The sequence below is a fragment of the Actibacterium naphthalenivorans genome, from assembly GCF_014196965.1.
Taxonomy (GTDB): Bacteria; Pseudomonadota; Alphaproteobacteria; order Rhodobacterales; family Rhodobacteraceae; genus Actibacterium_A; species Actibacterium_A naphthalenivorans.
On the sequence record NZ_JACIEQ010000001.1, the window covers coordinates 737,954 to 761,012 of the forward strand.

21 protein-coding genes are annotated in these 23,059 nt (G+C 64.7%); 15 read left to right on the forward strand and 6 right to left on the reverse strand.

The genetic code is table 11. The features are described from left to right. The first annotated feature begins 6 nt into the window (after nucleotides 1-6). Together fabB and GGR17_RS03585 are read left to right on the forward strand one after the other, a co-directional pair. Nucleotides 7-1,236, forward strand: a complete 1,230-nt coding sequence (gene fabB, locus GGR17_RS03580) for a beta-ketoacyl-ACP synthase I (RefSeq protein WP_054538062.1) — start codon at nucleotides 7-9, stop codon at nucleotides 1,234-1,236. Between the two features lie 6 nt (nucleotides 1,237-1,242). Continuing rightward, nucleotides 1,243-2,031, forward strand: a complete 789-nt coding sequence (locus GGR17_RS03585; RefSeq protein WP_054538061.1) for an enoyl-ACP reductase FabI — start codon at nucleotides 1,243-1,245, stop codon at nucleotides 2,029-2,031. Here the strand turns inward: GGR17_RS03585 and GGR17_RS03590 are convergent, their stop codons facing one another. Further along, nucleotides 2,032-2,622 carry a hypothetical protein gene (locus tag GGR17_RS03590; RefSeq protein WP_054538060.1) on the reverse strand — a complete coding sequence of 197 codons (591 nt, stop codon included), beginning with the start codon at nucleotides 2,620-2,622 and terminating at the stop codon, nucleotides 2,032-2,034. A gap of 73 nt (nucleotides 2,623-2,695) precedes the next feature. Further along, nucleotides 2,696-3,124 carry an FKBP-type peptidyl-prolyl cis-trans isomerase gene (locus tag GGR17_RS03595; protein ID WP_037208709.1) on the reverse strand — a complete coding sequence of 143 codons (429 nt, stop codon included), beginning with the start codon at nucleotides 3,122-3,124 and terminating at the stop codon, nucleotides 2,696-2,698. Between the two features lie 240 nt (nucleotides 3,125-3,364). On the opposite strand from GGR17_RS03595, the gene GGR17_RS03600 reads away from it, so the two are divergent. From GGR17_RS03600 to ggpS, 7 genes are all read left to right on the forward strand, one after another. Beyond that, the gene (locus GGR17_RS03600) at nucleotides 3,365-4,051 is read left to right on the forward strand and encodes a haloacid dehalogenase type II (RefSeq protein WP_054538059.1); all 687 of its coding nucleotides are present in this window, start codon (nucleotides 3,365-3,367) and stop codon (nucleotides 4,049-4,051) included. Next, on the forward strand, nucleotides 4,048-4,872 hold the full coding sequence (locus GGR17_RS03605; RefSeq protein WP_054538058.1) for an alpha/beta fold hydrolase: 825 nt from the start codon (nucleotides 4,048-4,050) through the stop codon (nucleotides 4,870-4,872). Before GGR17_RS03600 ends, GGR17_RS03605 begins: the two co-directional genes overlap by 4 nt. Then, entirely contained in the window at nucleotides 4,869-5,849 is a 981-nt protein-coding gene (locus tag GGR17_RS03610) for a threonine ammonia-lyase (RefSeq protein WP_054538057.1), read from the forward strand. The genes GGR17_RS03605 and GGR17_RS03610 overlap by 4 nt, the downstream gene beginning before the upstream one ends. Then, on the forward strand, nucleotides 5,846-7,048 hold the full coding sequence (locus tag GGR17_RS03615) for an endonuclease/exonuclease/phosphatase family protein (protein ID WP_054538056.1): 1,203 nt from the start codon (nucleotides 5,846-5,848) through the stop codon (nucleotides 7,046-7,048). Before GGR17_RS03610 ends, GGR17_RS03615 begins: the two co-directional genes overlap by 4 nt. A gap of 307 nt (nucleotides 7,049-7,355) precedes the next feature. Continuing rightward, nucleotides 7,356-8,423 (forward strand): NAD(P)H-dependent glycerol-3-phosphate dehydrogenase, encoded by a 1,068-nt coding sequence (locus GGR17_RS03620; RefSeq protein WP_255353378.1) that lies wholly within the window; start codon nucleotides 7,356-7,358, stop codon nucleotides 8,421-8,423. A 1-nt stretch (nucleotide 8,424) separates the two neighbouring features. After that, nucleotides 8,425-9,207 (forward strand): HAD family hydrolase, encoded by a 783-nt coding sequence (locus GGR17_RS03625; RefSeq protein WP_054538055.1) that lies wholly within the window; start codon nucleotides 8,425-8,427, stop codon nucleotides 9,205-9,207. Between the two features lies 1 nt (nucleotide 9,208). Then, nucleotides 9,209-10,714 (forward strand): glucosylglycerol-phosphate synthase, encoded by a 1,506-nt coding sequence (gene ggpS / locus GGR17_RS03630; RefSeq protein ID WP_054538054.1) that lies wholly within the window; start codon nucleotides 9,209-9,211, stop codon nucleotides 10,712-10,714. 80 nt (nucleotides 10,715-10,794) lie between these two features. Here the strand turns inward: ggpS and GGR17_RS03635 are convergent, their stop codons facing one another. Next, nucleotides 10,795-11,457, reverse strand: coding sequence for a DUF1028 domain-containing protein (locus GGR17_RS03635; protein ID WP_054538053.1), 663 nt, complete (start codon nucleotides 11,455-11,457; stop codon nucleotides 10,795-10,797). A gap of 105 nt (nucleotides 11,458-11,562) precedes the next feature. Between GGR17_RS03635 and GGR17_RS03640 the strand changes: the two genes are divergently transcribed. From GGR17_RS03640 to GGR17_RS03660, 5 genes are all read left to right on the forward strand, one after another. Then, on the forward strand, nucleotides 11,563-13,137 hold the full coding sequence (locus GGR17_RS03640) for an ABC transporter substrate-binding protein (RefSeq protein WP_054538052.1): 1,575 nt from the start codon (nucleotides 11,563-11,565) through the stop codon (nucleotides 13,135-13,137). 98 nt (nucleotides 13,138-13,235) lie between these two features. Next, nucleotides 13,236-14,183 (forward strand): ABC transporter permease, encoded by a 948-nt coding sequence (locus tag GGR17_RS03645; protein WP_054538051.1) that lies wholly within the window; start codon nucleotides 13,236-13,238, stop codon nucleotides 14,181-14,183. Continuing rightward, entirely contained in the window at nucleotides 14,180-16,048 is a 1,869-nt protein-coding gene (locus GGR17_RS03650) for a dipeptide/oligopeptide/nickel ABC transporter permease/ATP-binding protein (RefSeq protein WP_054538050.1), read from the forward strand. Before GGR17_RS03645 ends, GGR17_RS03650 begins: the two co-directional genes overlap by 4 nt. Further along, nucleotides 16,045-17,004 (forward strand): ABC transporter ATP-binding protein, encoded by a 960-nt coding sequence (locus GGR17_RS03655; RefSeq protein WP_054538049.1) that lies wholly within the window; start codon nucleotides 16,045-16,047, stop codon nucleotides 17,002-17,004. The genes GGR17_RS03650 and GGR17_RS03655 overlap by 4 nt, the downstream gene beginning before the upstream one ends. Nucleotides 17,005-17,032: 28 nt before the next feature. After that, nucleotides 17,033-17,740, forward strand: coding sequence for a FadR/GntR family transcriptional regulator (locus tag GGR17_RS03660; RefSeq protein WP_054538048.1), 708 nt, complete (start codon nucleotides 17,033-17,035; stop codon nucleotides 17,738-17,740). Nucleotides 17,741-17,770: 30 nt separating this feature from the next. Here the strand turns inward: GGR17_RS03660 and GGR17_RS03665 are convergent, their stop codons facing one another. Beyond that, a complete protein-coding gene (locus tag GGR17_RS03665; RefSeq protein ID WP_054538047.1) occupies nucleotides 17,771-19,051 on the reverse strand; it encodes a sensor histidine kinase in 1,281 nt (426 codons plus the stop codon). Between the two features lie 421 nt (nucleotides 19,052-19,472). Here GGR17_RS03665 and GGR17_RS03670 point away from each other — a divergent pair, with 421 nt between their 5' ends. Further along, nucleotides 19,473-21,008, forward strand: coding sequence for a glycosyltransferase (locus GGR17_RS03670; protein WP_157445506.1), 1,536 nt, complete (start codon nucleotides 19,473-19,475; stop codon nucleotides 21,006-21,008). 170 nt (nucleotides 21,009-21,178) lie between these two features. On the opposite strand, the gene choV is transcribed toward GGR17_RS03670, so the two are convergent. Both choV and choW read right to left on the reverse strand, forming a co-directional pair. Beyond that, nucleotides 21,179-22,195: a choline ABC transporter ATP-binding protein gene (gene choV, locus GGR17_RS03675; protein ID WP_054538045.1), complete on the reverse strand. Its 1,017-nt coding sequence runs from the start codon at nucleotides 22,193-22,195 to the stop codon at nucleotides 21,179-21,181. Further along, complete coding sequence (gene choW / locus GGR17_RS03680; protein WP_054538044.1) at nucleotides 22,192-23,025, reverse strand: choline ABC transporter permease subunit; 834 nt, start codon at nucleotides 23,023-23,025, stop codon at nucleotides 22,192-22,194. Before choW ends, choV begins: the two co-directional genes overlap by 4 nt. Nucleotides 23,026-23,059: the final 34 nt, after the last annotated feature.

A 23,059-nucleotide genomic window follows, 5' to 3' on the forward strand; every position in this document is an offset into this window, starting at 1 on the left:
ACGCCAATGCGCCGTGTCGTCGTCACAGGTCTGGGGGTTGTCTCCTCGATCGGGAATAATGCCGCCGAGGTTCTGGCCGCGCTGAAGGCCGGGAAATCGGGTATCACCGCCAATGCCGCGATGATCGAACACGGGTTCCGCAGCCAGGTCGCCGGGGCTCTTTCGATCGACGTGACCGAGCATGTGGACAAGCGCACCCTGCGCTTCATGGGGCCGGGTGCGGCCTATGCCCATATCGCGATGAGCCAGGCAATCGCCGATTCCGGGCTGGAAGAGGCCGATATCGTCAACCCGCGCACCGGCCTCGTGGCCGGCTCCGGCGGGCCGTCGACCTCGGCCATGCTGGCGGCGCATCAGACCGTGCTGGAAAAGGGCAGCCCCAAGCGGATCGGCCCCTTCGCCGTGCCCAAGTGTATGTCATCCACGATCTCGGCCAACCTGTCGACGGCGTTCAGGATCAAGGGCATCAACTATTCCATCACCTCGGCCTGTTCGACCAGCCTGCATTGCATCGGCAACGCGGCCGAGCAGATCATGATGGGCAAGCAGGACGTGATGTTCGCCGGCGGCGGCGAAGAACTGGACTGGACCCTGTCCTGCCTGTTCGACGCGATGGGCGCGATGAGCAGCAAGTTCAACGACACGCCGGAAAAAGCCTCGCGCGCGTTCGACGCCAATCGCGACGGGTTCGTGATTTCGGGCGGCGGCGGCATCGTGGTTCTGGAAGACCTGAACCACGCGCTGGCCCGCGGCGCCAAGATCTATGCCGAGGTTACCGGATACGCCGCCACGTCCGACGGGCATGACATGGTCGCCCCTTCGGGCGAAGGCGGCGAGCGGGCGATGCGGCTGGCGCTGCAGTCGCTGGGCCCCGATCGCAAGGTCGGCTATATCAACGCCCACGGCACCTCGACCCCGGTCGGTGATGTGGGCGAGGTCGAGGCCGTGCGCCGCGTCTTCGGCGAGGGCAGCACGCCCCCGATCAGCTCCACCAAGTCGATGACGGGCCACAGCCAGGGCGCCACCGGCGCGCAGGAAGCGGTTTACTGCCTGCTGATGCTGGAGCATGATTTCATCGCACCTTCGATCAACGTCGAAACGCTGGATCCGGCGCTGAATCCGGCCGAGATCGCCACCACCCGCGTGGATGCCGCCGGGCTGGACACGGTGATGACCAACAGTTTCGGCTTTGGCGGCACCAACGGCTCGATGCTGCTGAGCAAATATCACGGATGAACGCTGATGCCTGAACTGATGAACGGGAAACGCGGCCTGATCATGGGCGTCGCCAACGAACGCTCGATCGCCTGGGGCATCGCCAAGGCGCTGCACGCAGAGGGCGCGGAACTTGCCTTCAGCTATCAGGGCGAGGCGTTCGGCAAACGCGTGGCACCGCTGGCAGAAAGCCTGGGCTCGGACATTCTGGTCGATGTCGACGTCACCGACGACGCATCGCTGGACGCCGCCTTTGCCGAGTTGCAGAACCGCTGGGGCAAGCTCGATTTCGTGGTGCACGCCATCGCCTATTCCGACAAGCACGAACTGACCGGCCGGTTCATCAACACCACCCGCGAGAACTTCAAGACCTCGCTGGTGATCTCGTGCTATTCGCTGATCGACGTGGCCCGCCGCGCCGCCCCGCTGATGGCCGAGGGCGGCAGCATCATGACCCTGACCTATCAGGGCAGCAACCGGGTGACGCCCTTCTACAACGTGATGGGCGTGGCCAAGGCGGCGCTGGAATCGGCGGTGCGCTATCTGGCAAACGATCTGGGCCCCGACGGCATCCGCGTGAACGCGATCTCGCCCGGCCCGATGAAAACGCTGGCCGGCGCGGCCATCGGCGGCGCGCGCAAGACCTTCCGCTATACCGCCGCCAACGCGCCCCTGCGCGACAACGCCACGCTGGAGGCGATCGGCGGCACCGCGGTTTATCTGGCCTCGGATCAGGGCGCCTGCACCACGGGCGAGATCATCACCGTGGATGGCGGCGTGCACGTTCTGGGCATGCCGCAGCCGGAAAACCTGTAGTCACGGCTCGGGCGGGCCCGACTTGCCCGCCCGCTGCCGGACATGCGCCTGAAACGCCGCGGCATCGCCGTAATCGGTGAAACCGTCATATCTGGCGTGGGTGCTGGCCAGACGGCGGGCGTGTTTGATCGGGCACCAGCGCTGTTCGGTCCGGCCCGCCACTTCGCGCACGAACTCGATCAGCCCGTTGCAATAGCCGCAATAGATGCAGTTCACCTTTTGCAGCCAGTTCAGATAGGCCAGATGCTGCCGGTCGATGGCGATGTAATCGCGCCGCCGTACTTTTTCGATGCCGTAAACGGGAAAGCAGATCGTCTGATAGACGGTCACGAAAAGGTCGAGCAGTACAAAGGGGATGATCAGCGCATAGATTACCGGCGCGGTCACGATGACCAGAAACTGGGCCCGGCTGAGGAAACTGCGCAGGCTTTCACGCTCGGCGCGGTGGGCGCGGCGGGCGTCGTCTTCGAAGATCACCCGCCGGCGGGTCACGCGATAGCGGAACCGTTCGCGCCGGGCGTCGAACTCATCCTGCAGCGCCTCCTGCATCTCTCGGATTCGGGCGCGCAGCTTGTCGATCTGGGTTTCCATGGCCCCGGCCCTTTCGTGCATGCGGCGTCGGGTCATAACAACACACAAGCGGCATCGGGGCCATGGCGAACCGTCAGGCGATCTCGACCAGCTCGATCGCGAAGGTCAGATCCTTGCCGGCCAGCGGGTGGTTGGCGTCCAGCACCACCTCCTGCTCGGTCACCTCGGCCACCACCACGGGCATCACCTGCCCCTGCGGTGTCTGAAGCTGAAGCTGGGTGCCGAGTTCCAGCGGAATATCCGCGGGCACCTGGGCGCGCGGCACCGACTGGCGGGCATCCGGGTTGTGGTCGCCATAGGCTTCGGAACAGGGGATTTCGACGGTCTTGGTGTCGCCCGCGGCCATGCCGGGGATCGCCTTGTCGAGGCCGGGGATGATCTCGCCCGCGCCGACGGTGAATTCCAGCGGATCGCGGCCTTGCGAGCTGTCGAACGTGGTGCCGTCGGCCAGGGTGCCGGTGTAATGAATGCGAACTTTGTCGCCCGCTTTTACCTGGGTCATCGCGTCTCTCTCTGATGTCTTGGGATGGGTTTGCAGAGGCCACGCAAGGGGCGCAGGTTCTCCGGGTGCGCCACGATACTAGGAAACCTGACCGGGATGTAAACCCCGCCGGCCCGGATCGGCGGGAACCGCGCCGTGACGCCGCCGATCCACGCGGATTCGCGCCCGCCCGATGTGGCAGACATCGGGTCTTTCCCCCTGCCGGGCCCTGTGCCACTCTCCGCGCGGAAGGGAGGAGCCATGACACTCACAACCTGTATCTTCGACGCGTATGGCACGCTGTTCGATGTCAGTGCCGCCGCGCGCGAGGCCGCGGCGGAACCCGAAAACGCGGCACTGGCCGATATCTGGCCCGCGCTGGCGCGGGACTGGCGGCAAAAGCAGTTGCAATACACATGGCTGCGCGCCGTCACCGGCGACCATGCCGATTTCTGGGAGGTCACGCAGAACGGGCTGGATTGGGCGATGGCGGCGGCGGGGCTGGCCGACCCGGCCCTGCGCGACCGGCTGCTGGCGCTTTACCGCACCCTTTCGGCCTTTCCCGAAGTGCCCGCCATGCTGTCCCGGCTGAAGGGCATGGGCCTGAACACCGCGATCCTGTCGAACGGATCGCCCGCGATGCTGACCGATGCCGTGACCTCTGCCGGCATCGGCGACATGCTGGACGATCTGCTGTCGGTCGAGAGTGTCGGCGTCTTCAAGCCGCACAGATCGGTCTATGATCTTGTCGGCCGGCGCTTTGGCTGTGCGCCGGAACAGGTGCTGTTCATCTCCTCCAACGGCTGGGACGCGGCCGCGGCCGCCGGCTACGGATTCACCACCGCCTGGGTCAACCGCGCGGACGAACCGGTGGACCGGCTGCCTTGGGTTCCGGCCCATATCCTGAGCGACCTGACCCCCATCCCCGAACTAGCAGGAAGACTTTGATGGAGTATTTCACCGCCGATGACGGCGCCCGGATCGCCTATCGCGATACAGGCAGCGGCCAGCCGCTGATCTGCCTTTCGGGCCTGACCCGCAACAGCGCCGATTTCGATTATCTGGCCCCGCATCTCGATGGGGTGCGGATGATCTGCATGGATTATCGCGGGCGTGGCGCGTCGGACTGGTCCGGCGCGGCCAGCTATACGGTGCTGCGCGAGGCGCAGGATGTGATCGGGCTCTACACCCATCTGGGCCTTGCCAGCGCGCCGATCCTTGGCACCTCTCGCGGGGGGCTGGTGGCGCTTATGCTGGCGGCGATGGCGGCCGACCGGGTGGCCGGGGTCTGTTTCAACGACATCGGCCCCGAGGTCGAAAGCATCGGCCTTGGCCGGATCTCCGATTACATCGGCCGCAATCCCCGCGCCAAGACCCATGCCGAGGCCGCCGCCGCGCTGGCCCATTCGATGACAGGGTTCGCCAATGTGCCCGAAAACCGCTGGCTGCAAGAGGCCCGGCGGCACTATACCGAAACGCCCGAGGGGCTGAAAATCAACTACGACCCGGCGCTGCGCGACGCGTTCCTGGCGGCCTATGAGGTCGAGCAGCCCGATATCTGGCCGCTCTACGATCTGCTGGCCGCCAAGCCGGTGGCGCTGATCCGCGGTGCCAATTCGGATCTTCTGTCGCCCCGCGTTGTCGAAGAGATGGCAAGACGCCACCCCGGCATGATCCATGCCGAAGTGCCCGACCGCGCCCATGTGCCCTTCCTTGACGAACCCGAGGCGCTGGCCGCGATCCGGGCCTTTCTGGCGGAGGTCCAATGAATATCGACATGATCAACGCCGCCGCCGAAAGGCTGCGCGGCCACGCCCGCCGCACCCCGCTTTTGTCGTCGCCGTTTCTTGACGAACTCGCCGGGCGGCGGGTGCTGGTCAAGGCGGAATGCCTGCAACACACCGGATCGTTCAAGTTTCGCGGCGGCTGGTCGGCGCTTTCCGCGCTGCCGGCGGAACAGCGCCGCGAGGGTGTCATCGCCTTTTCGTCGGGCAACCACGCGCAGGGCGTGGCCTTTGCCGCGCGCGAACACGGGGTTCCGGCCGTGATCCTGATGCCCGCCGACGCGCCGCGCCTGAAGATCGCGAACACCAGGGCGCTGGGGGCCGAGGTGGTGCATTTCGACCGCGCCACCGAAGACCGCGACGCGATCGGCGCCCGACTGGCGCAAGAGCGCGGCCTGACGCTGATCAAACCCTTTGACGAACCCCAGGTGATCGCCGGCCAGGGCACCACCGGGCTGGAGATCGCCACCCAGGCCGCCGATCAGGGGGTGCGCGAGGCCGATGTTCTGGTGCCCTGCGGCGGCGGCGGGCTGACCTCTGGCATCGCCCTGGCGCTGGAGGCCACGGCCCCCGGCCTGCGCGCCCGCCCGGTAGAGCCCGAAGGGTTCGACGACACCGCCCGCTCGCTGCTGTCGGGGCGGATCGAACGCAACCCGCGCACCACCGGCTCGATCTGCGACGCGATCATCACGCCGTCGCCCGGCCAGATCACCTTTCCGATCCTGTCGCGGCTTTGCGGCCCCGGCCTCGTGGTGACAGAGGATGAGGCCCGCCGCGCCATGGCCGCCGCCTTTACCCGGCTGAAGATTGTGCTGGAACCCGGCGGCGCCGTGGCGCTGGCCGCCGCCCTATATCATGGCGACCGGATCGGCGGCGACGCGGTGATCGCTGTCGCCTCTGGCGGCAACGTGGATGCCGAGCTGTTCTGCGACGCGCTCACCCGCTTCGGAGACGGGTCGTGACCGGATTCACCATCGCCAGTTTCAACGTCAAGAACCTGATCGGCGCCGAAAAGGAATATTACCGGTTCGAGCAATACACGCCCGAGGAATACGCCTGGAAAGAGGATTGGCTGGCCGATCAGCTGATGACGATGAACGCCGACATCGTGGGCTTTCAGGAGATTTTCGAAGAACCGCCCCTGCGCGCCGTGATCGCCGAAACCGACGCGCGCGGCATGGCCTCGAACGCCGCCAGCCTGCCCGACCGGTCCAAGCGCTATGCGCGCAAGGCGATCTTCCGCAAGCTGGCCTATGATCCCTATGACGGCGCCGCGCTGGCTTTTGCCCCCAACCTGTCGGACAGCGGCGCCGGAGAGCGGCGGCCGGGCATCGCCATTCTGTCGCGCTTCGGCTTTGCCGCCGAACCGGAGGTGGTGCAACAGCTCGACCCGCCACTGGAGATCCCGTTCCACCATCTGGGCGGCGGCGACGCGGGCAGCTACCGCGTCAACCGCCTGTCACGCCCGATTCTGAAGGCGCGGGTACCGGTGGGCGGGCGCGTGATCACCGTGTTCAACTGCCACATGAAATCGAAGCTGGGCGAATATATCCGCCCGCACGGCGCGCGCCATTCGCCAGAACTGGACCTGCTGCACTATCGTGCCGAGGGCCGCGCCATGGGTTTTCTGCGCGCCGGGCTGCGGCGGATGGCCGAGGCCTGGGTGCTGCGCAAGCTGATCCTGGAAGAGCTGGACCACGGCCATCCGGTGATGGTTCTGGGCGATTTCAACGATGGCGAACACGCCGTGTCGTCAGAGATCATCAGCGGCGAGCGGCCCTTCCGCAACTATGCCTGGATGCGCCGCCACGACGCAGAAACCGCCAATGACCGCTACACCAAGGAAGAGGCCGCGCGCATCCTTGAAAGTGTGGAACGGGTGCGCCTGCATTCCGCCGAAAAACTGTTTGTGCGCAAATCGTTGCGCGACATGGTCTATACCTCGGCCTTCGGCGGGGTGTTCGAATCCATCGACCAGATCCTGATGTCGCGGCACTTTCACCCGGATTACGCCCGCCGGATCGGCGAGATGGAATATTTCAGTGTGTTCAACGACCATCTGACCGATGGCTCCCACCCCGAAGCGCCCTATAACAAGCTGGCGTCGGACCACGGCCAGATCATGGCGCATTTCCGGCTGACCGATCCCGCCAGCGACTGAAAACACCGCGCGCGCCTTCCGCGAAATCCCTGGCGCCCTGGCGCGCCAGGTGCCGCAATGCGGCATTTTGCCTTGAATCCTTGGCCAACAAGACTATCGTGTTCACCAAGCTGGATAGAACGATGGCCATGCGCCGCGGTGCCTGACAGCGATGGCTCCCGCCCGTGGCTTTGTGCTCCGGTGCCGAAACGATCACTTGGGATCCATGTTAAAAGCCGAGAAACACATAAAACCGAGCAGGCCAAAGGGGCTCTCCATCAAGGATTCAACCGCACAACCGCAATCACGTCCATTTCACAAGATCACCGTGCTGGGCGCCGGCGCCTGGGGCACGGCCCTTGCCACCGTTCTGGCGCGCAACGGCGGCGACGTCATGCTCTGGGCACGCAGGCCGGCACTGGCCGAGGCCATCAACACCACGGGCCGCAACAGCGATTTTCTGCCCGACCTGGATCTTCCGCCCGGGCTTTGCGCGACCTCGGATCTGGCCACCGCGCTCGCAGGCGCCGAGGCGGTTGTGATCGCCACGCCGTCTTCCTCGCTGCGCGACGTGTGCCGAAGCATTGCGCCGCATCTTCCGCAAGGCACCGCCATCGCGCTCGCCTGCAAGGGTGTCGAACGCCAGACCGGTTTCCTTTTGTCCGAGGTCGTCGCCGAAGAACTGCCGGGGCATCCGGTCGGCGCCGTCTCGGGGCCGACATTCGCGCTGGAAACGGCGCTGGACTATCCCACGGCGGCGACCGTGGCCTTCCCCTTTCGCTATCTCGACCGGCTGGAGCCGCATCAAAGCCCCGCCGTACGCCTGGCCATGTCGCTTTCGGGGGGCGGGTTTCGGCCCTATGTCTCGGACGATCTTGTCGGCGTCGAAGTGGGCGGCGCGGTCAAGAACGTGGTCGCCATCGCCTGCGGGATGATGTCCGGCGCGGGCTTTGCCGAAAACACCCGCGCGGCGCTGATCACCCGCGGCATCGAAGAGATGAAGCAGCTCGCCGAAGCCCTCGGCGGCCGGCGCGAAACCGTGACAGGGCTCGCCGGGGCCGGAGATCTGACACTCACATGCTCTTCCACCACCTCGCGCAACATGTCGCTGGGCCATCAACTGGGTCAGGGCATCGCGCGCGCGGATTGTTTCGGGGGACGCCCCGTGGTGGTCGAGGGCGAGGTCAACGCGGTTTCTGTCACCGATCTTGCCCATCGCATCGCCGTGCCCATGCCGATCTGCGAAACGGTGAATGCGATCCTGCACAGGGGCGCCAATCTTCAGGACAGTTTCTCGGCGCTCTGGGCACGCCCCATCGAGGCCGAGCCGCGCGCCATGGAGCTGCTGCTCGATCATCCCGCGCCTGATCTGCCGCTGCAATTCGAGGGCAACTGACATGAACCTGCAGACCTCCCCCCGCCCCGCGATCGCAGACAGGCGCCTGATCCTCGCCACCGATCTCGACGGCACGTTTCTCGGCGGCGCCGAGCATGACAAGCAGCGGCTCTACCGCTGGATCGAGTCAAATCGCGACACGATCGGGCTGATCTTCGTCACCGGGCGCGACCCCGAATTCATCATCGAGATGTGCGCCGAGCGTGATCTGCCCTGGCCCGAATATGTGGTCGGTGATGTCGGCACTACGATCGCCGAAGTGCGCCCGGATGGCGCGATCGCGCCCATCGAACCGCTGGAGCAAGACATCGCCGCGCGCTGGGGCGACAAGGGACAAGCGGTGCGCGCCATGCTTGACGGGCATCCCGGGCTGCGCCTGCAGCCGACCCTGTTTCGCTATCGGGTAAGCTATGATCTGGCCCCCGCGGCCTATGACGCGGCCGCGGAAGATCGGGTGGCCGCGATGGGGCTCGACTGGCTCATTTCCGCCGACCGCTATTTCGATGTCCTGCCCAGGGGCGTGTCCAAGGGGCCCTCGCTCAGGCGGCTGATCGACCATCTGCGGATTGACGAGACGCGGGTGCTGACGGCCGGGGACACGCTCAACGATCTGTCGATGCTCGCCTCCGGGCTGCAGGCCGTGGCGGTGGGAAATTCCGAACCCGCGCTTTCGGCCCGGCTCGCGGATCTGCCCAAGGTCCATCACGCCCGCGCCCACGGGGCTGCCGGCATTCTCGAGGCGATTGACGCTTTTGAACTTCACGACATTCCGAAAGGAGACTGACATGTCCTCCAATCTTGTCATCGTTTACCACCGCCAGCCCTATGAGGAGGTCGAGGTGGACGGCCGCATCGAATATCGGGAAAACAAAAGCCCGAACGGCATCGTCCCCACGCTCAAAAGCTTTTTCGGCCGCTTTGAAAAAGGCGCCTGGGTTGCCTGGAAACAGGCCGAAGACCCCGCACACCCGGATTTCGAGCGGGTGATCGAGATCGACGACCAATATGGAAAATACACCGTCTCGCGCCTGCCCCTGACCGCCGAACAGATCACGAGCTTCTACCACGTCAGTTCCAAGGAAGCATTCTGGCCGATCCTGCACGGGTTCAAGGAGCGCTACAACTATGACCCGGTGGACTGGCCGACCTTTCGCGAGGTGAACTGGGCCTTCGCCGAGGCCGCCGCGGCCGAGGCTGCAGACGGCGCCGTGGTCTGGATTCATGACTACAACCTGTGGCTGGTACCGGGGTATCTGCGCAAACTGCGCCCGGACGTGAAGATAAGCTTCTTCCACCACACCCCCTTTCCCGGCGCGGATATGTTCAACGTGCTGCCCTGGCGCAATGAAATCCTCGAAAGCCTTCTGGCCTGCGACCTCGTGGGTTTTCACATTCCGCGCTACGTGAACAACTTCGTCTCCGCCGCGCGCTCGCTGCTTGAGGTCGATACGAAGACCCGCGAGAAGGTGAAACCGGAACTCGCCTCGCAAACCTCGGCCCTGTCCGAGCAAAGCGTGCCCACCCAGATCACGTTCGACGGCCGCACGATCAACCTTCAGGCCTCGCCCGTGGGGGTTGACGTGGACTATATCGAACAGCTCGTGGCCCGCGAGGAAACCGCCGCGAAGGTTAAGCAGATCAAGCAGGAGCTGGGCGATGCGCAGTTGATCCTGTCGGTCGGGCGCACCGATTACACCAAGGGCGGTATCGAACAGCTCCACAGCTATGAGCGTCTGCTGGAAACGCGCCCCGATCTGCGCGGCAAGCTGCGGCTGATGCATGTCTCGGTGGCCGCCAACAGCAACATGGTTGCCTATGAGGAGATCCAGAGCGAGCTGGAGCATATCGCGGGGCGGATCAATGGCCGGTTTGGCAGCCTCGACTGGCAGCCGCTTGCGCTGCTTTCGCGGGCGGTGCCGTTTGATCAGCTCGTGGCTTATTACCGCGCCGCCGATGTTGCCTGGATCACGCCTTTGGCGGACGGGATGAACCTTGTGTGCAAGGAGTATGGCGCCGCGCGGGCTGATGGCGACGGCGTGCTGGTGCTGTCTGAATTCGCCGGCGCGGCGGTCGAACTGTATTCCGCCGTCATCACCAACCCGTTCTCGCACAAATCCATGGACAGCGCGATTTCCCTGGCGCTCGAAATGCCCGAGGAAGAGCGCCGGGAGCGGATGAAGCTGATGCGCGAGATCATCCGGAAACAGGATGTTCGGTTCTGGGCCGAAGATCAGATGCAGGCCTTCGACTCTGCCGATCTGCCCAAAACCATGATCGTGCCTGCGGCCTGAGCCGCCCCCGCAAACCATGCCGCAATGCCCGGGCCAGCCATCTGGCCGCGGCCTTGGGCCACCGCACCCGAGGTGCCGCTTTACATTTCAGAGCGATGCGGATCATTCCGGGTGGGCACCGCCTGCAGCCAGTCGGCATAGGGCGAGGCCTGGCTTTTGTGGTAAAGCTGCCAGAGCGCGGGAACGGGCGTCTCGGACCAATCGATCCTGAGCGATAGCGGCGCCATGTCACGGCCAACGACAAGCAGCGCGGCCGACAGCAGGCCGCGGCTGTCACTGCCGGCGGCATGACCGGCCTCCAGCGCCCGCAGCAGACGTGTTGCAAAGGCGCCGGTGGCGGACAGATACCCATCCAGCATCGCGTCGAGCACCGCAGGGGTTTTGAGCATGTTCCCCGACACGACCACCTTGGGCCCCTGCCGCTGGCCGGCCTCGGCGATACTGTCACAGCCGGTGAACACCGCTGTGGTTCCGGCCAGATCCAGCGCGGCAAGCTGGCGGTGCGCGCGCCCGCCGTCGGGGCCGACGACCGCATCCACCGCCGCGCGGGCGCTTTTGCCGTTCCTCATATGCTCCAGAACATCCTCGCCCCACAGGGTCGACGGCGAGGTGCCCTGCGAGGCAGACATGCCGCTGCGGGAATCACCGCGCAGCACCCAGCCGCCCACACAAAGGCTGCCCGTGGCGGCAGCGCCGCCACAGATGCCTGTTTCTTCATCGAACGCGAGGATTGAAAAGGTCATTCACCGTGGTCTTCTTCGTTTTGGCCAAATTTATCATGATAAATCCGGGGACGTCGATTTATCATGATAAATAACAGATCAACACACAACAGAGAGGGAACCGAAATGCAACTCTTTGACTGGACGCGGCGCGGGTTTATCGCGGTGCTTGGCGCGGCGGCGCTGTCGGGCCTTGCCCCCGCGCTGCAGGCGCAGACGCCGCCGGGCGTTCTGATCGTCGGGCAGATCGCAGAGCCCAAGGCGCTGGATCCGGCGGCGGTGACGGCCGTCAACGATTTCCGCATCCTGATGAACGTCTATGACGGGCTGGTGCGTTATAAATCCGGCACGCTGGAGGTGGAACCGGCGCTGGCGACAAGCTGGACCATCAGCGAGGATGGCACCGAATACACCTTCAAACTGCGCGAGGGCGTCACCTTCCATGACGGCAGTGCGCTGACCGCCGATGTGGTCAAGTTCAACTTCGACCGGATGCTGCAGGACGATCACCCCTATCACGATACCGGGCCGTTCCCGCTGTCCTTCTTCTTTTCGTCGATCGACGCGACCGAGGTGGTGGACCCGCTGACCGTGAAGTTCACCCTCAGCGCGCCCTACGCGCCTTTCCTGTCGAACCTGGCCTATCCTACGGGCCTGATCGTCAGCCAGGCGGCGGTGGAGAAGTTTGGCGCCGATTTCGGGCGCAACCCTTCGGGCACCGGGCCGTTCAAATTCGCCGAATGGCGCAGCAACGAAGCGGTGGTGGTGGAGCGCAATCCCGATTACTGGGATGGCGCGCCGTCTCTCGAGGCGGTCGTCTTTCGCCCGATCACCGATGCCAACACCCGCACCGCGGAGATGCTGGCGGGCGGGATCGATCTGATGGTCGAGGTGCCGCCGGTGGCCCTGTCGCAGTTTCAGGGCGATGCGTTCAGCGTGGTCGAACAGGCCGGGCCGCATGTCTGGTTCCTGATCCTGAACGCCAAGGAAGGCCCCTTCGCCAACAAGCTGGTGCGCCAGGCGGCGAATTACGCGGTAAACAAGGGGGCACTTGTGAACGATGTTCTGGAAGGCACCGCCGAGGTGGCCGCAGGCCCCACACCGCCGGCCTTTGCCTGGGCGTATAACGACGCGCTGGAACCCTATCCCTATGATCCGGAAAAGGCCAGGGCGCTGCTGGCCGAGGCGGGCGAGGAGGATCTTTCGCTGACCTTCTACGTGACCGAGGGCGGCTCGGGGATGCTGGACCCGGTGGCGATGGGCACCGCCATTCAGGCCGATCTGGAGGCCGTCGGATTCGACGTGAAGATCGAGACCTATGAATGGAACACTTTCCTGGGCAACGTGAACCCCGGCCTGGAGGGCAAGGCCGATATGGCCGAGATGGCCTGGATGACCAACGATCCGGACACCCTGCCCTTTCTTGCGCTGCGCACCGAGGCCTGGCCTGACAAGGGCGGCTTCAACTCCGGCTATTATTCGAACCCGGAGGTGGACACGCTGCTGGAGGAGGCCCGGGTGGCCACCGATCAGGCAGAGCGGGCCGCGCTTTACAAGAAGATGCAGGTGATCGTGCAGGAGGATGCGCCCTGGGTTTTTGTCGCCAACTGGAAGCAGAATGCGGTGACGAGCGACAAGGTGGAACATTTCGCGCTGGAACCGTCATTCTTTTTGCTGCTGAAGGATGTGGTCAAGAACTGATCGGGTTTCGGGCCGGGCTTGCCCGGCCCGATCCGCCGCTGCGCGGCATTTTCATGCCTCCGGCGGGGATATTTTCGGAAAGATGAAAGGGGCCGGCGATGGGCGCCTATATACTCCGGCGGCTGATATCCGCGATCCCGGTGTTGCTGGGGATCACGGTGATCGTGTTTGCCATCATGGAGATGATACCCGGCGATCCGGCGACCGCCATTCTGGGGTCTTACGCGACGCCCGAGAATGTGGAGAAGCTGAACCGGGAGCTGGGCCTCGACAAGCCTGCGGTGCAGCGCTATTTCATCTGGCTGGGCAATATGCTGACCGGCGATTTCGGGCAGAGCTATGCGCTGAACCGGCCGGTGCTGGATGAGGTACTGGAGCGGTTCGGCGCCACGCTGATCCTGGCCGGCGTTGCCTTTGTGCTGTGCTCGGGCCTGGGTGTTCTGGCCGGGGTGGTATCGGCGGCGCGGCAATACGGGCCGGCCGACAGGGCGATTACATTCGTGGTGCTGCTGGGGATTTCGATCCCGTCGTTCTTTCTGGGCATGATGATGATCCTGCTGTTCGCGGTGAAGCTGCGCTGGCTGCCGGTATCGGGGATGTATGCGATCTATGGCGGTGGCGATTTGCAGGACTTGCTGCGCCATCTGGTGATGCCGGCCTCGGCACTGGCGGTGGTGGCCACCGGCGTGATCGCCCGGCTGTCGCGCGGCGCCATGCTGGAGGTGCTGCGGCAGGATTTCATCCGCACCGCCCGCGCCAAGGGCGTGCCCGAACGCCGCGTGATCCAGGGCCATGCGCTGCGCGCGGCGATGGTGGGGATCATCCCGGTGCTGGGCATCCAGGCGGGGTTCGTGCTGTCGGGCGCGGTGTATATCGAGATGGTGTTCCAGTGGCCCGGCGTCGGCCGGATGCTGGTTGATGCGATTCTGAAACGCGACATCCTGCTGGTGCAGGGCGGCGTGGTGTTCGTGGCGGCGTGCTATGTGTTGTTCAACATCGTGGTCGATGTGGCGCAGAGCCTGCTGGACCCGAGGATCAAGACATGAGGCTGTTTGCCGGTCTGCTGGCCCGCAACCGCCTGGCGCTGGTCGGGGCGGTGGTTCTGGCGGCGGTCGCGGTTCTGGCGCTGCTGGTGCCGGTGTTGCCGGTGCGGGCGCCGAATGTAACGGACACAGCCGCGCGCTATCTGCGCCCCTTGTCGGAGGGGCATCTGCTGGGCACGGATCACCTGGGGCGGGATCTGCTGTCGCGGCTGCTGTGGGGCACGCGGCTGTCATTGGCGGTCGGCTTTGCGGCGGCGGTGATTGCCGCCGTGATCGGTGCCGCGCTGGGCATCGTGGCCGGGTATTTCGGCGGGCGCACGGATAACCTGATCATGCGCGGCGTCGATATGCTGATGGCGTTTCCCTATATTCTGCTGGCGCTGGCGATTGTCGCGGCGCTGGGTCCGGGGCTGTTGAATGCGCTGATCGCGGTGGCGGCGGTGAACGTGCCGTTCTTCGCGCGCAACATCCGCGGGATAACCGTGGGCATCGCCAACCGGGAATTCGTGGATGCGGCGCGGCTTGCGGGGATGGGGCATTGGCGCATCATCTGGTCGGAAATCCTGCCCAATGTGGTGCCCGTGATCGTGATCGCCATGTCGACCACCATCGGCTGGATGATCCTGGAAACCGCCGGTCTCTCGTTTCTGGGGCTGGGCAGCCAGCCGCCGCAGGCCGATCTGGGATCGATGCTGGGCGAGGCGCGGGCAGCACTGATCACCGCGCCGCATACCTCGGTGGTGCCGGGGGTGATGATTCTGATCATCGTCATGAGCATCAACCTGCTGGGCGACGGGGTGCGCGATGCGCTGGACCCCCGGCTGCGCTCTGGCGCGCTGAGCCGGCCGATGGCGGCGACACGTGTGGCGCGCGATACCGTGCCGGAGCCGCAGGGCGATGGCATCCTGACGTTGCAGGCGCTGGAGACGCAGTTTCACGTGGGCGGGCGGGTTTACAGGGCGGTCAACAAGGTCAGCCTGTCGGTGCATCCGGGCGAATGCCTGGGCATCATCGGCGAAAGCGGATCGGGAAAGTCGGTGACGGCGCTGAGCGTGATGGGGCTGGTCGCCTCGCCCCCGGGGGTGATCACCGGCGGCGCGGCGCGCTATCGCGGCGACGATCTGATCGGCGCGCCCTACGAGACGCTGCGCAGCCTGCGCGGCGACCGCATCGCCTATATCTTTCAGGATCCGCTGGCGACATTGCATCCGCTCTACCGTGTCGGGGACCAGCTGGCCGAGGCGATCCGCGTGCATCACCCGCTCGGCAGGGCCGAGGCCTGGGCGCGGGCGGTGGCGCTGCTGCATTCGGTGCGCATTCCCAACCCCGAGAGCCGGGCAAAAGCCTATCCGCACGAGATGTCTGGCGGGATGCGGCAGCGCGTAGGCATCGCCATGGCTCTCGCCAATGATCCCGATGTGATCATCGCCGACGAGCCTACCACCGCGCTGGACGTGACGGTGCAGGCGCAGATCCTGAGCCTGCTGGATGAACTGCGCCGTGCGCGCGGGCTGGCGATCATTTTCATCACCCATGATTTCGGTGTGGTGGCGCAGCTTTGCGATCGGGTGGCAGTGATGTATGCCGGGCGGATCGTCGAGGAAGGGCCCACCGGCGTCCTGCTTGAAAGCCCGGCCCATCCCTATACCCGGCGGCTGATCGACTGTGTGCCCGAACTGGGCGCGGGGCGGCGCCGGCTGGCCGCCATCCCCGGCCTGCCGCCGGCGGTTGACCAGTTGCCGCCCGGCTGTGCCTTCGCGCCACGCTGCGGCCGGAAACAGCCCGCTTGCGAAGCGGGAGAGATCGGCCTGGAGGGCAGCGGCGCGCGCCGCGTCCGCTGCCTTTATCCCGAGGTGGAGGAGCCATGACCGACGCGCTGAAACTGACCGAACTGTCGAAAAGCTTTCCGGTGGGCAAACCGCTGTTCGGCAAACCGAAGGCCATTGTCCGCGCCGTCCGGCCCGTGTCGCTGCGCGTGGAAACCGGCGAGACGCTGGGCATTGTCGGCGAAAGCGGGTGCGGCAAGTCCACGCTGGCGCGGATGCTGGTGGGGCTTTTGCCGGCCAGCACCGGCTCGATCGAGATCGAGGGCGAAGCGCAGGATACCACCGATCCCGCCGCCTTCGGCAGGCGCATCCAATATGTGTTCCAGGATCCGATCAGCAGCCTGAACCCGCGCAAGACCATCCGCCAGATCATCGAGGCGCCGCTGAAGCTGTTGCACGGCATGGGCCGCGCCGAACGCGATACGCGCCTCCGCGAGATCCTTGCGGCCGTGAACCTGCGCGAAGATTTCCTGACACGCTATCCGCATGAGTTTTCCGGCGGACAGGCCCAGCGGATCGGCATCGCCCGTGCGCTGGCTGCCAATGCGCGCATTCTGATCCTTGATGAACCGGTCTCGGCGCTGGATGTTTCGGTGCAGGCGCAGGTTCTGAACCTGCTGGCCGATCTGAAGGCCGAACTCGGGCTGACCTATCTGTTCATCAGCCACGATCTGGCGGTGGTAGAGGCGGTGAGCGACCGTGTCGCGGTGCTTTACTTCGGCGCGGTGGTCGAGATCGGCAGGGCCGGGGATATCTTCCGCCAGCCACGCCATCCCTACACCCGGCTGCTGGCCGACAGCGCACCGGTGGTGGGCCGCCCGCTGCGCCCGCCCGAGGGCCGCGAGACCGAGCTGCCCGACCCGCTGAACCCGCCGCCGGGTTGCTCTTTCGCGGCGCGTTGTCCATACGCGACGGATCTTTGCAGAACGACCGAACCACCCCTGACCCCGATGGGAGAGACCCAGCTTGCCGCCTGCCACCACCCGATCACCCGATGAGCCCGCGCCCCGCCAGAGCCGCCCCACGATGGTGGCCGAGGCGATCAAGGCCTGGGTCATGGAGCAAGGGCTGAAATCCGGCGACCGCCTGCCGGGCGAGGCCGAGTTGATCGAACGGTTCGGCATGTCCAAGGGCACCATCCGTGAAGCCACCCGCATTCTCGAGGCTCAGGGGCTGGTGCGTACACGCTCGGGGCCGGGCGGCGGCACGTTTGTGCATGAAATGTCGTCGGACAGGGCGCGGGCGCTGTTGTCGAGCTATTTCTATTTCCGCGATCTGTCGCTGGCCGACATCTATCAGGTCCGCCGCGCGCTGGAACCCGAGGTCGCCGCCAGCCTGGCCGGCAAGCTGAGCGACAGCCAGCTTCAGCAGCTCGAAGACATCATGGCCGGCTACAACGCCCCCGCCCGCACCGCCGAAGAGGAACGCGAACAGCATATCGCGTCGCTCAGCTTTCATGCCACGCTGGCGGAGATGTCGGACAACCCGCTGCTGTCGTTCATCATCGCCTTCGTCACCAGAACGCTCAGCGATCTCACCGTCTACCGCAAGCTCTATGACCCGCCCAACCACGCGCTCTGGGCCGAGGGCAAGACCTATCAGGGCGATCTGTTGCGGGCCCTGCGCGCGGGCGACAGCGATGCCGCCCGGACGACGATGGTCGCGCATATGCAAACCGCCCAGGCTCTCATGGAGGCGCAGGAGGCCGAGGTCGTGCTGCGCCTCACCGTATGAGGCCCCGCGGGCCGATGATCCAAAGCGGAGTCAGGCCGGAAGGTCGAAGAAGAACATCGTGCCTTTGCCGACCTCGCTGGCAAACCCGATGGTGCCGCCATGGCCTTCGACAATCGACTTCGCGATGCTCAGGCCAAGCCCCGTTCCGCCCACCTGGTGCTGCCATGCGGACTCCGCCTGGGTGAACTGTTCGAAGATGGTGGCCTGGGCGGATTCGGGAATGCCATGGCCGAAATCCCGCACGGCGATGCGGGCCCCCGAGGTGCCCTTGCCCAGCGAAACCTCGACCTTATCGCCCCTGTGCGAATATTTCGCGGCGTTCGACATCAGGTTGGCCATGACCTGCATCAGCCGGTCCGGGTCGCCCGTCACCCGCACCGGTTCGTCGATCTCGATGGCCTCGAACCGGATACCGTATTGATCGCCGTAGGCCTTGTTCGCCTCGATCGCGTTTTCGATAAGCTCGACAAGATCAAGCTCGACCATATGGAACCGCATCTTTCCGGCCCCGATCTTCTCGAAATCCAGAATGTCGTTCACCAGCCGGCTCAGGCGATCACTGTTCTTGTAGGCAATCTCGCACAGCGCATGCGCCTTTTCGGGCAGATCACCCGTCACGCCCGAGCGGATCATGCTCAGCGCGCTCTTGATGGATGTCAGGGGCGTGCGAAGCTCGTGGCTGACCGTGGCCACGAAATCGGATTTCGCCTTTTCCGCCAGCTTGATCTGGGTGATGTCCTGCGCGATGCCGAAGGATGAAACCGGCTGCCCCTCGTCATTGAACGCGGTGTTGCAGCGCTCATGTATCCACTTGACGCGCCCGCTGGGCACCACGATCCGGTAAATCGCATCATAAGGCGTGCCGTCGGAAAGCGACGCCTTGTAGTCCCTGTCGTTGGCGGCGCGATCGTCGGGATGCACCAGTTCCAGAAAGCTTTCGTAGGATCCGTCGAAACCGTCCGGGTCGACCTCGAAGATCCGGTAGATTTCATCCGACCAATGGATCGTACCCTCCGCGATGGACATTTCCCAACAGCCGATCTTGCCGATGCTCTGGGTTTCATTGAGGTAGCCCACAGTCTTGCGCGCCTCCACGATCGCCTGATCGCGCAGCAGGCTCAGCGGCCGCACCGTCCAGTAATACAGGGCCGGGCTGGAAAGGATCGCGACAAGCGCGGCGAGGATCGTCGCAAGCACCCAGGGCTGGCCGGCCGCGAACTGATTGAAAGAGGGCACCAGAAGCGGCACCGCCGCCATCGTCATCGCCCCCGACAGAAAAACAACAAAGGCAATCCGAAGATAGATAAACAAGAATGAAATCCGGTAATTTTCCACCGTCGTCCTCGCATATAAAATGACTTCCGGAATAATGCGCATGTGTGCACCGGAACGAAGGTCAACAGCGGTAACGGAAATAGCCGCGCGCACTGTGTGACCCTGCGTAAGGGTTGTGGACCTGAATTTCCGAAAAACTTGGGAATATATTGGGCCGTTTTGCGGCAGTGCAGCAAAACCCCGCGCACAAAACAATCTGCGGTTGCGGGGTTTATATACCGCCATCCTATGAAGAGTGCGGCAGCCGTTTCCGCCCCGCACAGCTACCGCATTTTTTTGGCAAAACGGGATCAATTCTGTTTATGTTGAAAGGGTTAGTTGAAAGTATGGATTCGGCCGTTCTTTCGATCTTCTGCGGCCAGGGGGTATAGTGGTGGTTTTTCTCGAAGTTTTTTTCATGATTGTCGTGACGGTCGCCATTGTCTTCCTGCTGACGATGGCGCTGTACAATATCGCGCTGGTCCTGACCTACCGCGCCAAGCGCGGGCCCGACCCCGAGCCCGCCGCCCTGTTTTCGGATGCCGATCTGCCAAAGGTGACGGTGCAGCTTCCGGTCTACAACGAAGGCACGCTGGCCGAACAATGCCTGCGCCTTGCTGCAGCGCTGGATTATCCCGGAGACAAGCTCGAGATCCAGTATCTGGACGATTCCGATGACGAAACCACTTCGGAAATCGGCAAGGCCGCTGTCGAGAAGCTGCGCAAGGAATATCCCGATATCACCTTCCAGTATCTCCGGCGCGGCAACCGGCACGGGTTCAAGGCCGGGGCGCTGCTTTACGGCACCGAGCGCGCCACCGGCGAATACATGGCGATATTCGATGCCGATTTCATCATCCCGCCGGATTTCCTGCGCAAGACGATCCACTTCTTCACCGATCCGGGCGTCGGTGCGGTACAGGCCCGGTGGGACTATGTGAACGAAGGCAAATCGCTGTTCACTCGGCTGCAGGCGAACAAGCTGGATGCCCACCAGATGTTCGAACAGACCGCGCGCGCCCGTTCGGGCCGTCCGGTGATCTTTCACGGCACCGCAGGCGTCTGGCGCGCCTCCGCACTGGCCGAGGCCGGTGGCTGGGATTGCATGAGCGAGGTCGAGGATGTGGAGATCACGGTCCGCGCCACGCTTGCCGGCTGGCGGGTGGTCTATCTGGACAACTTTCGGCTGCTGTCGGAACTGCCCGAAACCATCAACGGCTTCTTGCGGCAGCAGATGCGCTGGCGGCGGGGCTGGAGCAGGGTCACGGCTCATTACTCCGGGCTTATCCTGCGGGGCGATATCCCCTGGCGCAACAAGCTTGACCTGCTGCTGCGGATTCACCTGACCTGGGGGCCGATCGGCGCGCTGATCATGATCCTCAGCGTTCTGCCCTATTTTTCGATCGCCGCGAAATACGGCCTGTCGCTGCCCGCGACCCTTCTTTACACGTCCGGCCTCGTGATCTCGCTCGTCACGCGCCATTTCGAGCAAAAGACGCTGATCGAAGATCCGAACGCCCGCGCCCCGATCGCCCTGCATCCGCTTCTGAAATTCCTTCCGCTCAACTACCTGCTGTTCAGCATGGGCACGCTATGGCCTCTCACCCAGGCGACATTCGAAGGGTTCTGGCAAAAGCCGGTGTGGGAGGTGACCCCCAAAAGCGGCACGACCGCGAATTCGCCCGGGCATCATGCCCTGATCAAATCCCGGCGGCTGCCGGGCTATGTGATCGGCACGCTGGGCCTTGGTGCGCTCGGGGCGGGGCTGGCCCTCTATTCGGCATGGTCCGGGTTCTTTCTCGCCGGTATATTTTACGTGATGCTCGCGATCGGCTGCGGCTATATCGGCATCCTGCTGCTGCGCTTCTTCGGCTATAACCTCGGCTTTCCGCCCGCCTCCGCGCCGCCCCCCGGACCGAAGGGTCAGCCCCCACTGCCCGGCCGGACAACCTGACATGGCTGGGCGACATGTCCTTTTAGATCCACCTGCCCCATGCCATCATTGTCGGGCTGCGCGGGCTGGCGTGGTCGCGGCATCGCTGATCCGCGCAGCGTTGGCATGGCGCCGGGTCGAACAACCCCGGCAGCGGCTCGTGGAAACCTGACTCAGACGCCGGCCCGGCCCTACTTGAACAGACCCGCCAGGATGGTGTCTTTCGTGGCCTCACCGATCAGTTTGCCATGCTCGGTCACACCGACGGGCGCGCCCGTCTCGTCCAGCAGCCGTACCACCTTCTGAATCCTGTCGTCGGCCCGCACGGTGACCGGCCGCGCGCCCGTCAACGGCTGCAGCACGTCGCGCGCGCAAAGCACGCCCAGCGGGTTCATATGGGCGACGAATTCGGCCACATATTCGTCGGCGGGGGCCGAGAAGATCTCGCGCGGGGTGCCGCATTGAACAATGCGCCCGCCTTCCATGATCGCGATCCGGTCGCCCAGCTTGAACGCTTCGTCCAGATCGTGGCTGACGAAAATGATCGTGCGCTTCAGCTCTTTCTGAAGGTCGATCAGTTCGTCCTGAAGCCGGGTGCGGATCAGCGGATCGAGCGCCGAGAAAGGCTCGTCCATCAGCAGGATCGGCGCATCGGTGGCAAAGGCGCGGGCAAGGCCCACCCGCTGCTGCATCCCTCCCGACAGATCGCCGACGCGGCGATCCGCCCAGTCCGACAGCCCGACCAGCGCCAGTTGCCGGTCAACCTGTCTGGCAACGTCGCGGCGGCCCAGCCCGGCAAGCTCCAGCCCCAGGCCGGCGTTTTCGCGCACCGTGCGCCAAGGCAGAAGGCCGAATTGCTGAAACACCATCGCGATGCGGGTCTGCCGCATCCGGCGCAGCTCGGCCGGGGCGGCATGGGTGACGCTGACCATCCGGTCGCCGTCATTGACACGCACCTCGCCCCGCACCACCGGGTTCAGCCCGTTGACCGCGCGCAGCAGCGTGGATTTGCCCGATCCCGACAGCCCCATCAGCACCAGAATCTCGCCCTCGCCCACGCTGAGCGAGCAGTTGTGAACGCCAAGCACCTGTGCCGTCGCCTCCTGAACCTCGGCGCGGCTCTGGCCGGCATCCATCAACGGCAGGGCCTTTGCCGGCTGCTCGCCGAACACGATGGACACATTGTCGAATTCCACGGCCCTGGTCACTTGCGCTCCATCCTCAGCATGCGGTCCAGAATGATCGCCACCACAACGATGATGAAGCCGCTTTCGAACCCCAGCGCCGTGTTCACCTGATTGAGCGCGCGCACCACCGGCACGCCCAGCCCGTCAGCCCCGACAAGGGCCGCGACAACCACCATCGAAAGCGAAAGCATGATCGTCTGGTTCAGCCCCGCCATGATCTGCGGCAGGGCAAAGGGCAGCTCCACCTTCCACAGGGTCTGGCGCGGAGTGGCGCCAAAGGCCCGCGCCGCCTCGAGCAGCGGCGTGGGGGTGGAGCTGATGCCCAGATGGGTCAGGCGGATCGGCGCGGGCAGAACGAAGATCACCGTCGCGATCAGGCCGGGCACCATGCCGATGCCGAAGAACACGATGGCGGGGATCAGATACACGAAGGTCGGCAGGGTCTGCATCAGATCAAGGATCGGGCGCATGGCCTGAAACAGCCTTGGCCGATGCGCCGTCGCGATCCCGATCGGGGTGCCGACGGCCATGCAGACAACACAGGCCGACAGGACCAGCGTCAGGCTTTCGGTGGTTTCTTCCCAATAATCCTGATTGAGGATGAACAAGAACCCCAGCGTGACCAGAGCCACGGTTTTCCAGCTGCGCTGAAGAAACCATGTCAGCCCCACGAAAAAGCCGATCACGATCAGCGGATGCGGGGTTTGCATGAGCCACAGAATGCCATCGATCAGCGCTTCCATGACTGCGGCAAGCCCGTCGAAAAACACCGCGCCGTGGCTCTGCAACCAGTCGAACACGGTCTTGGCGGTCTTGCCGACCGGTATCTTCGCCTCTGTCAGCCAGTCCATTCCGTCTCCGGTGAGTAGCGCGCAGGTAGGGGCA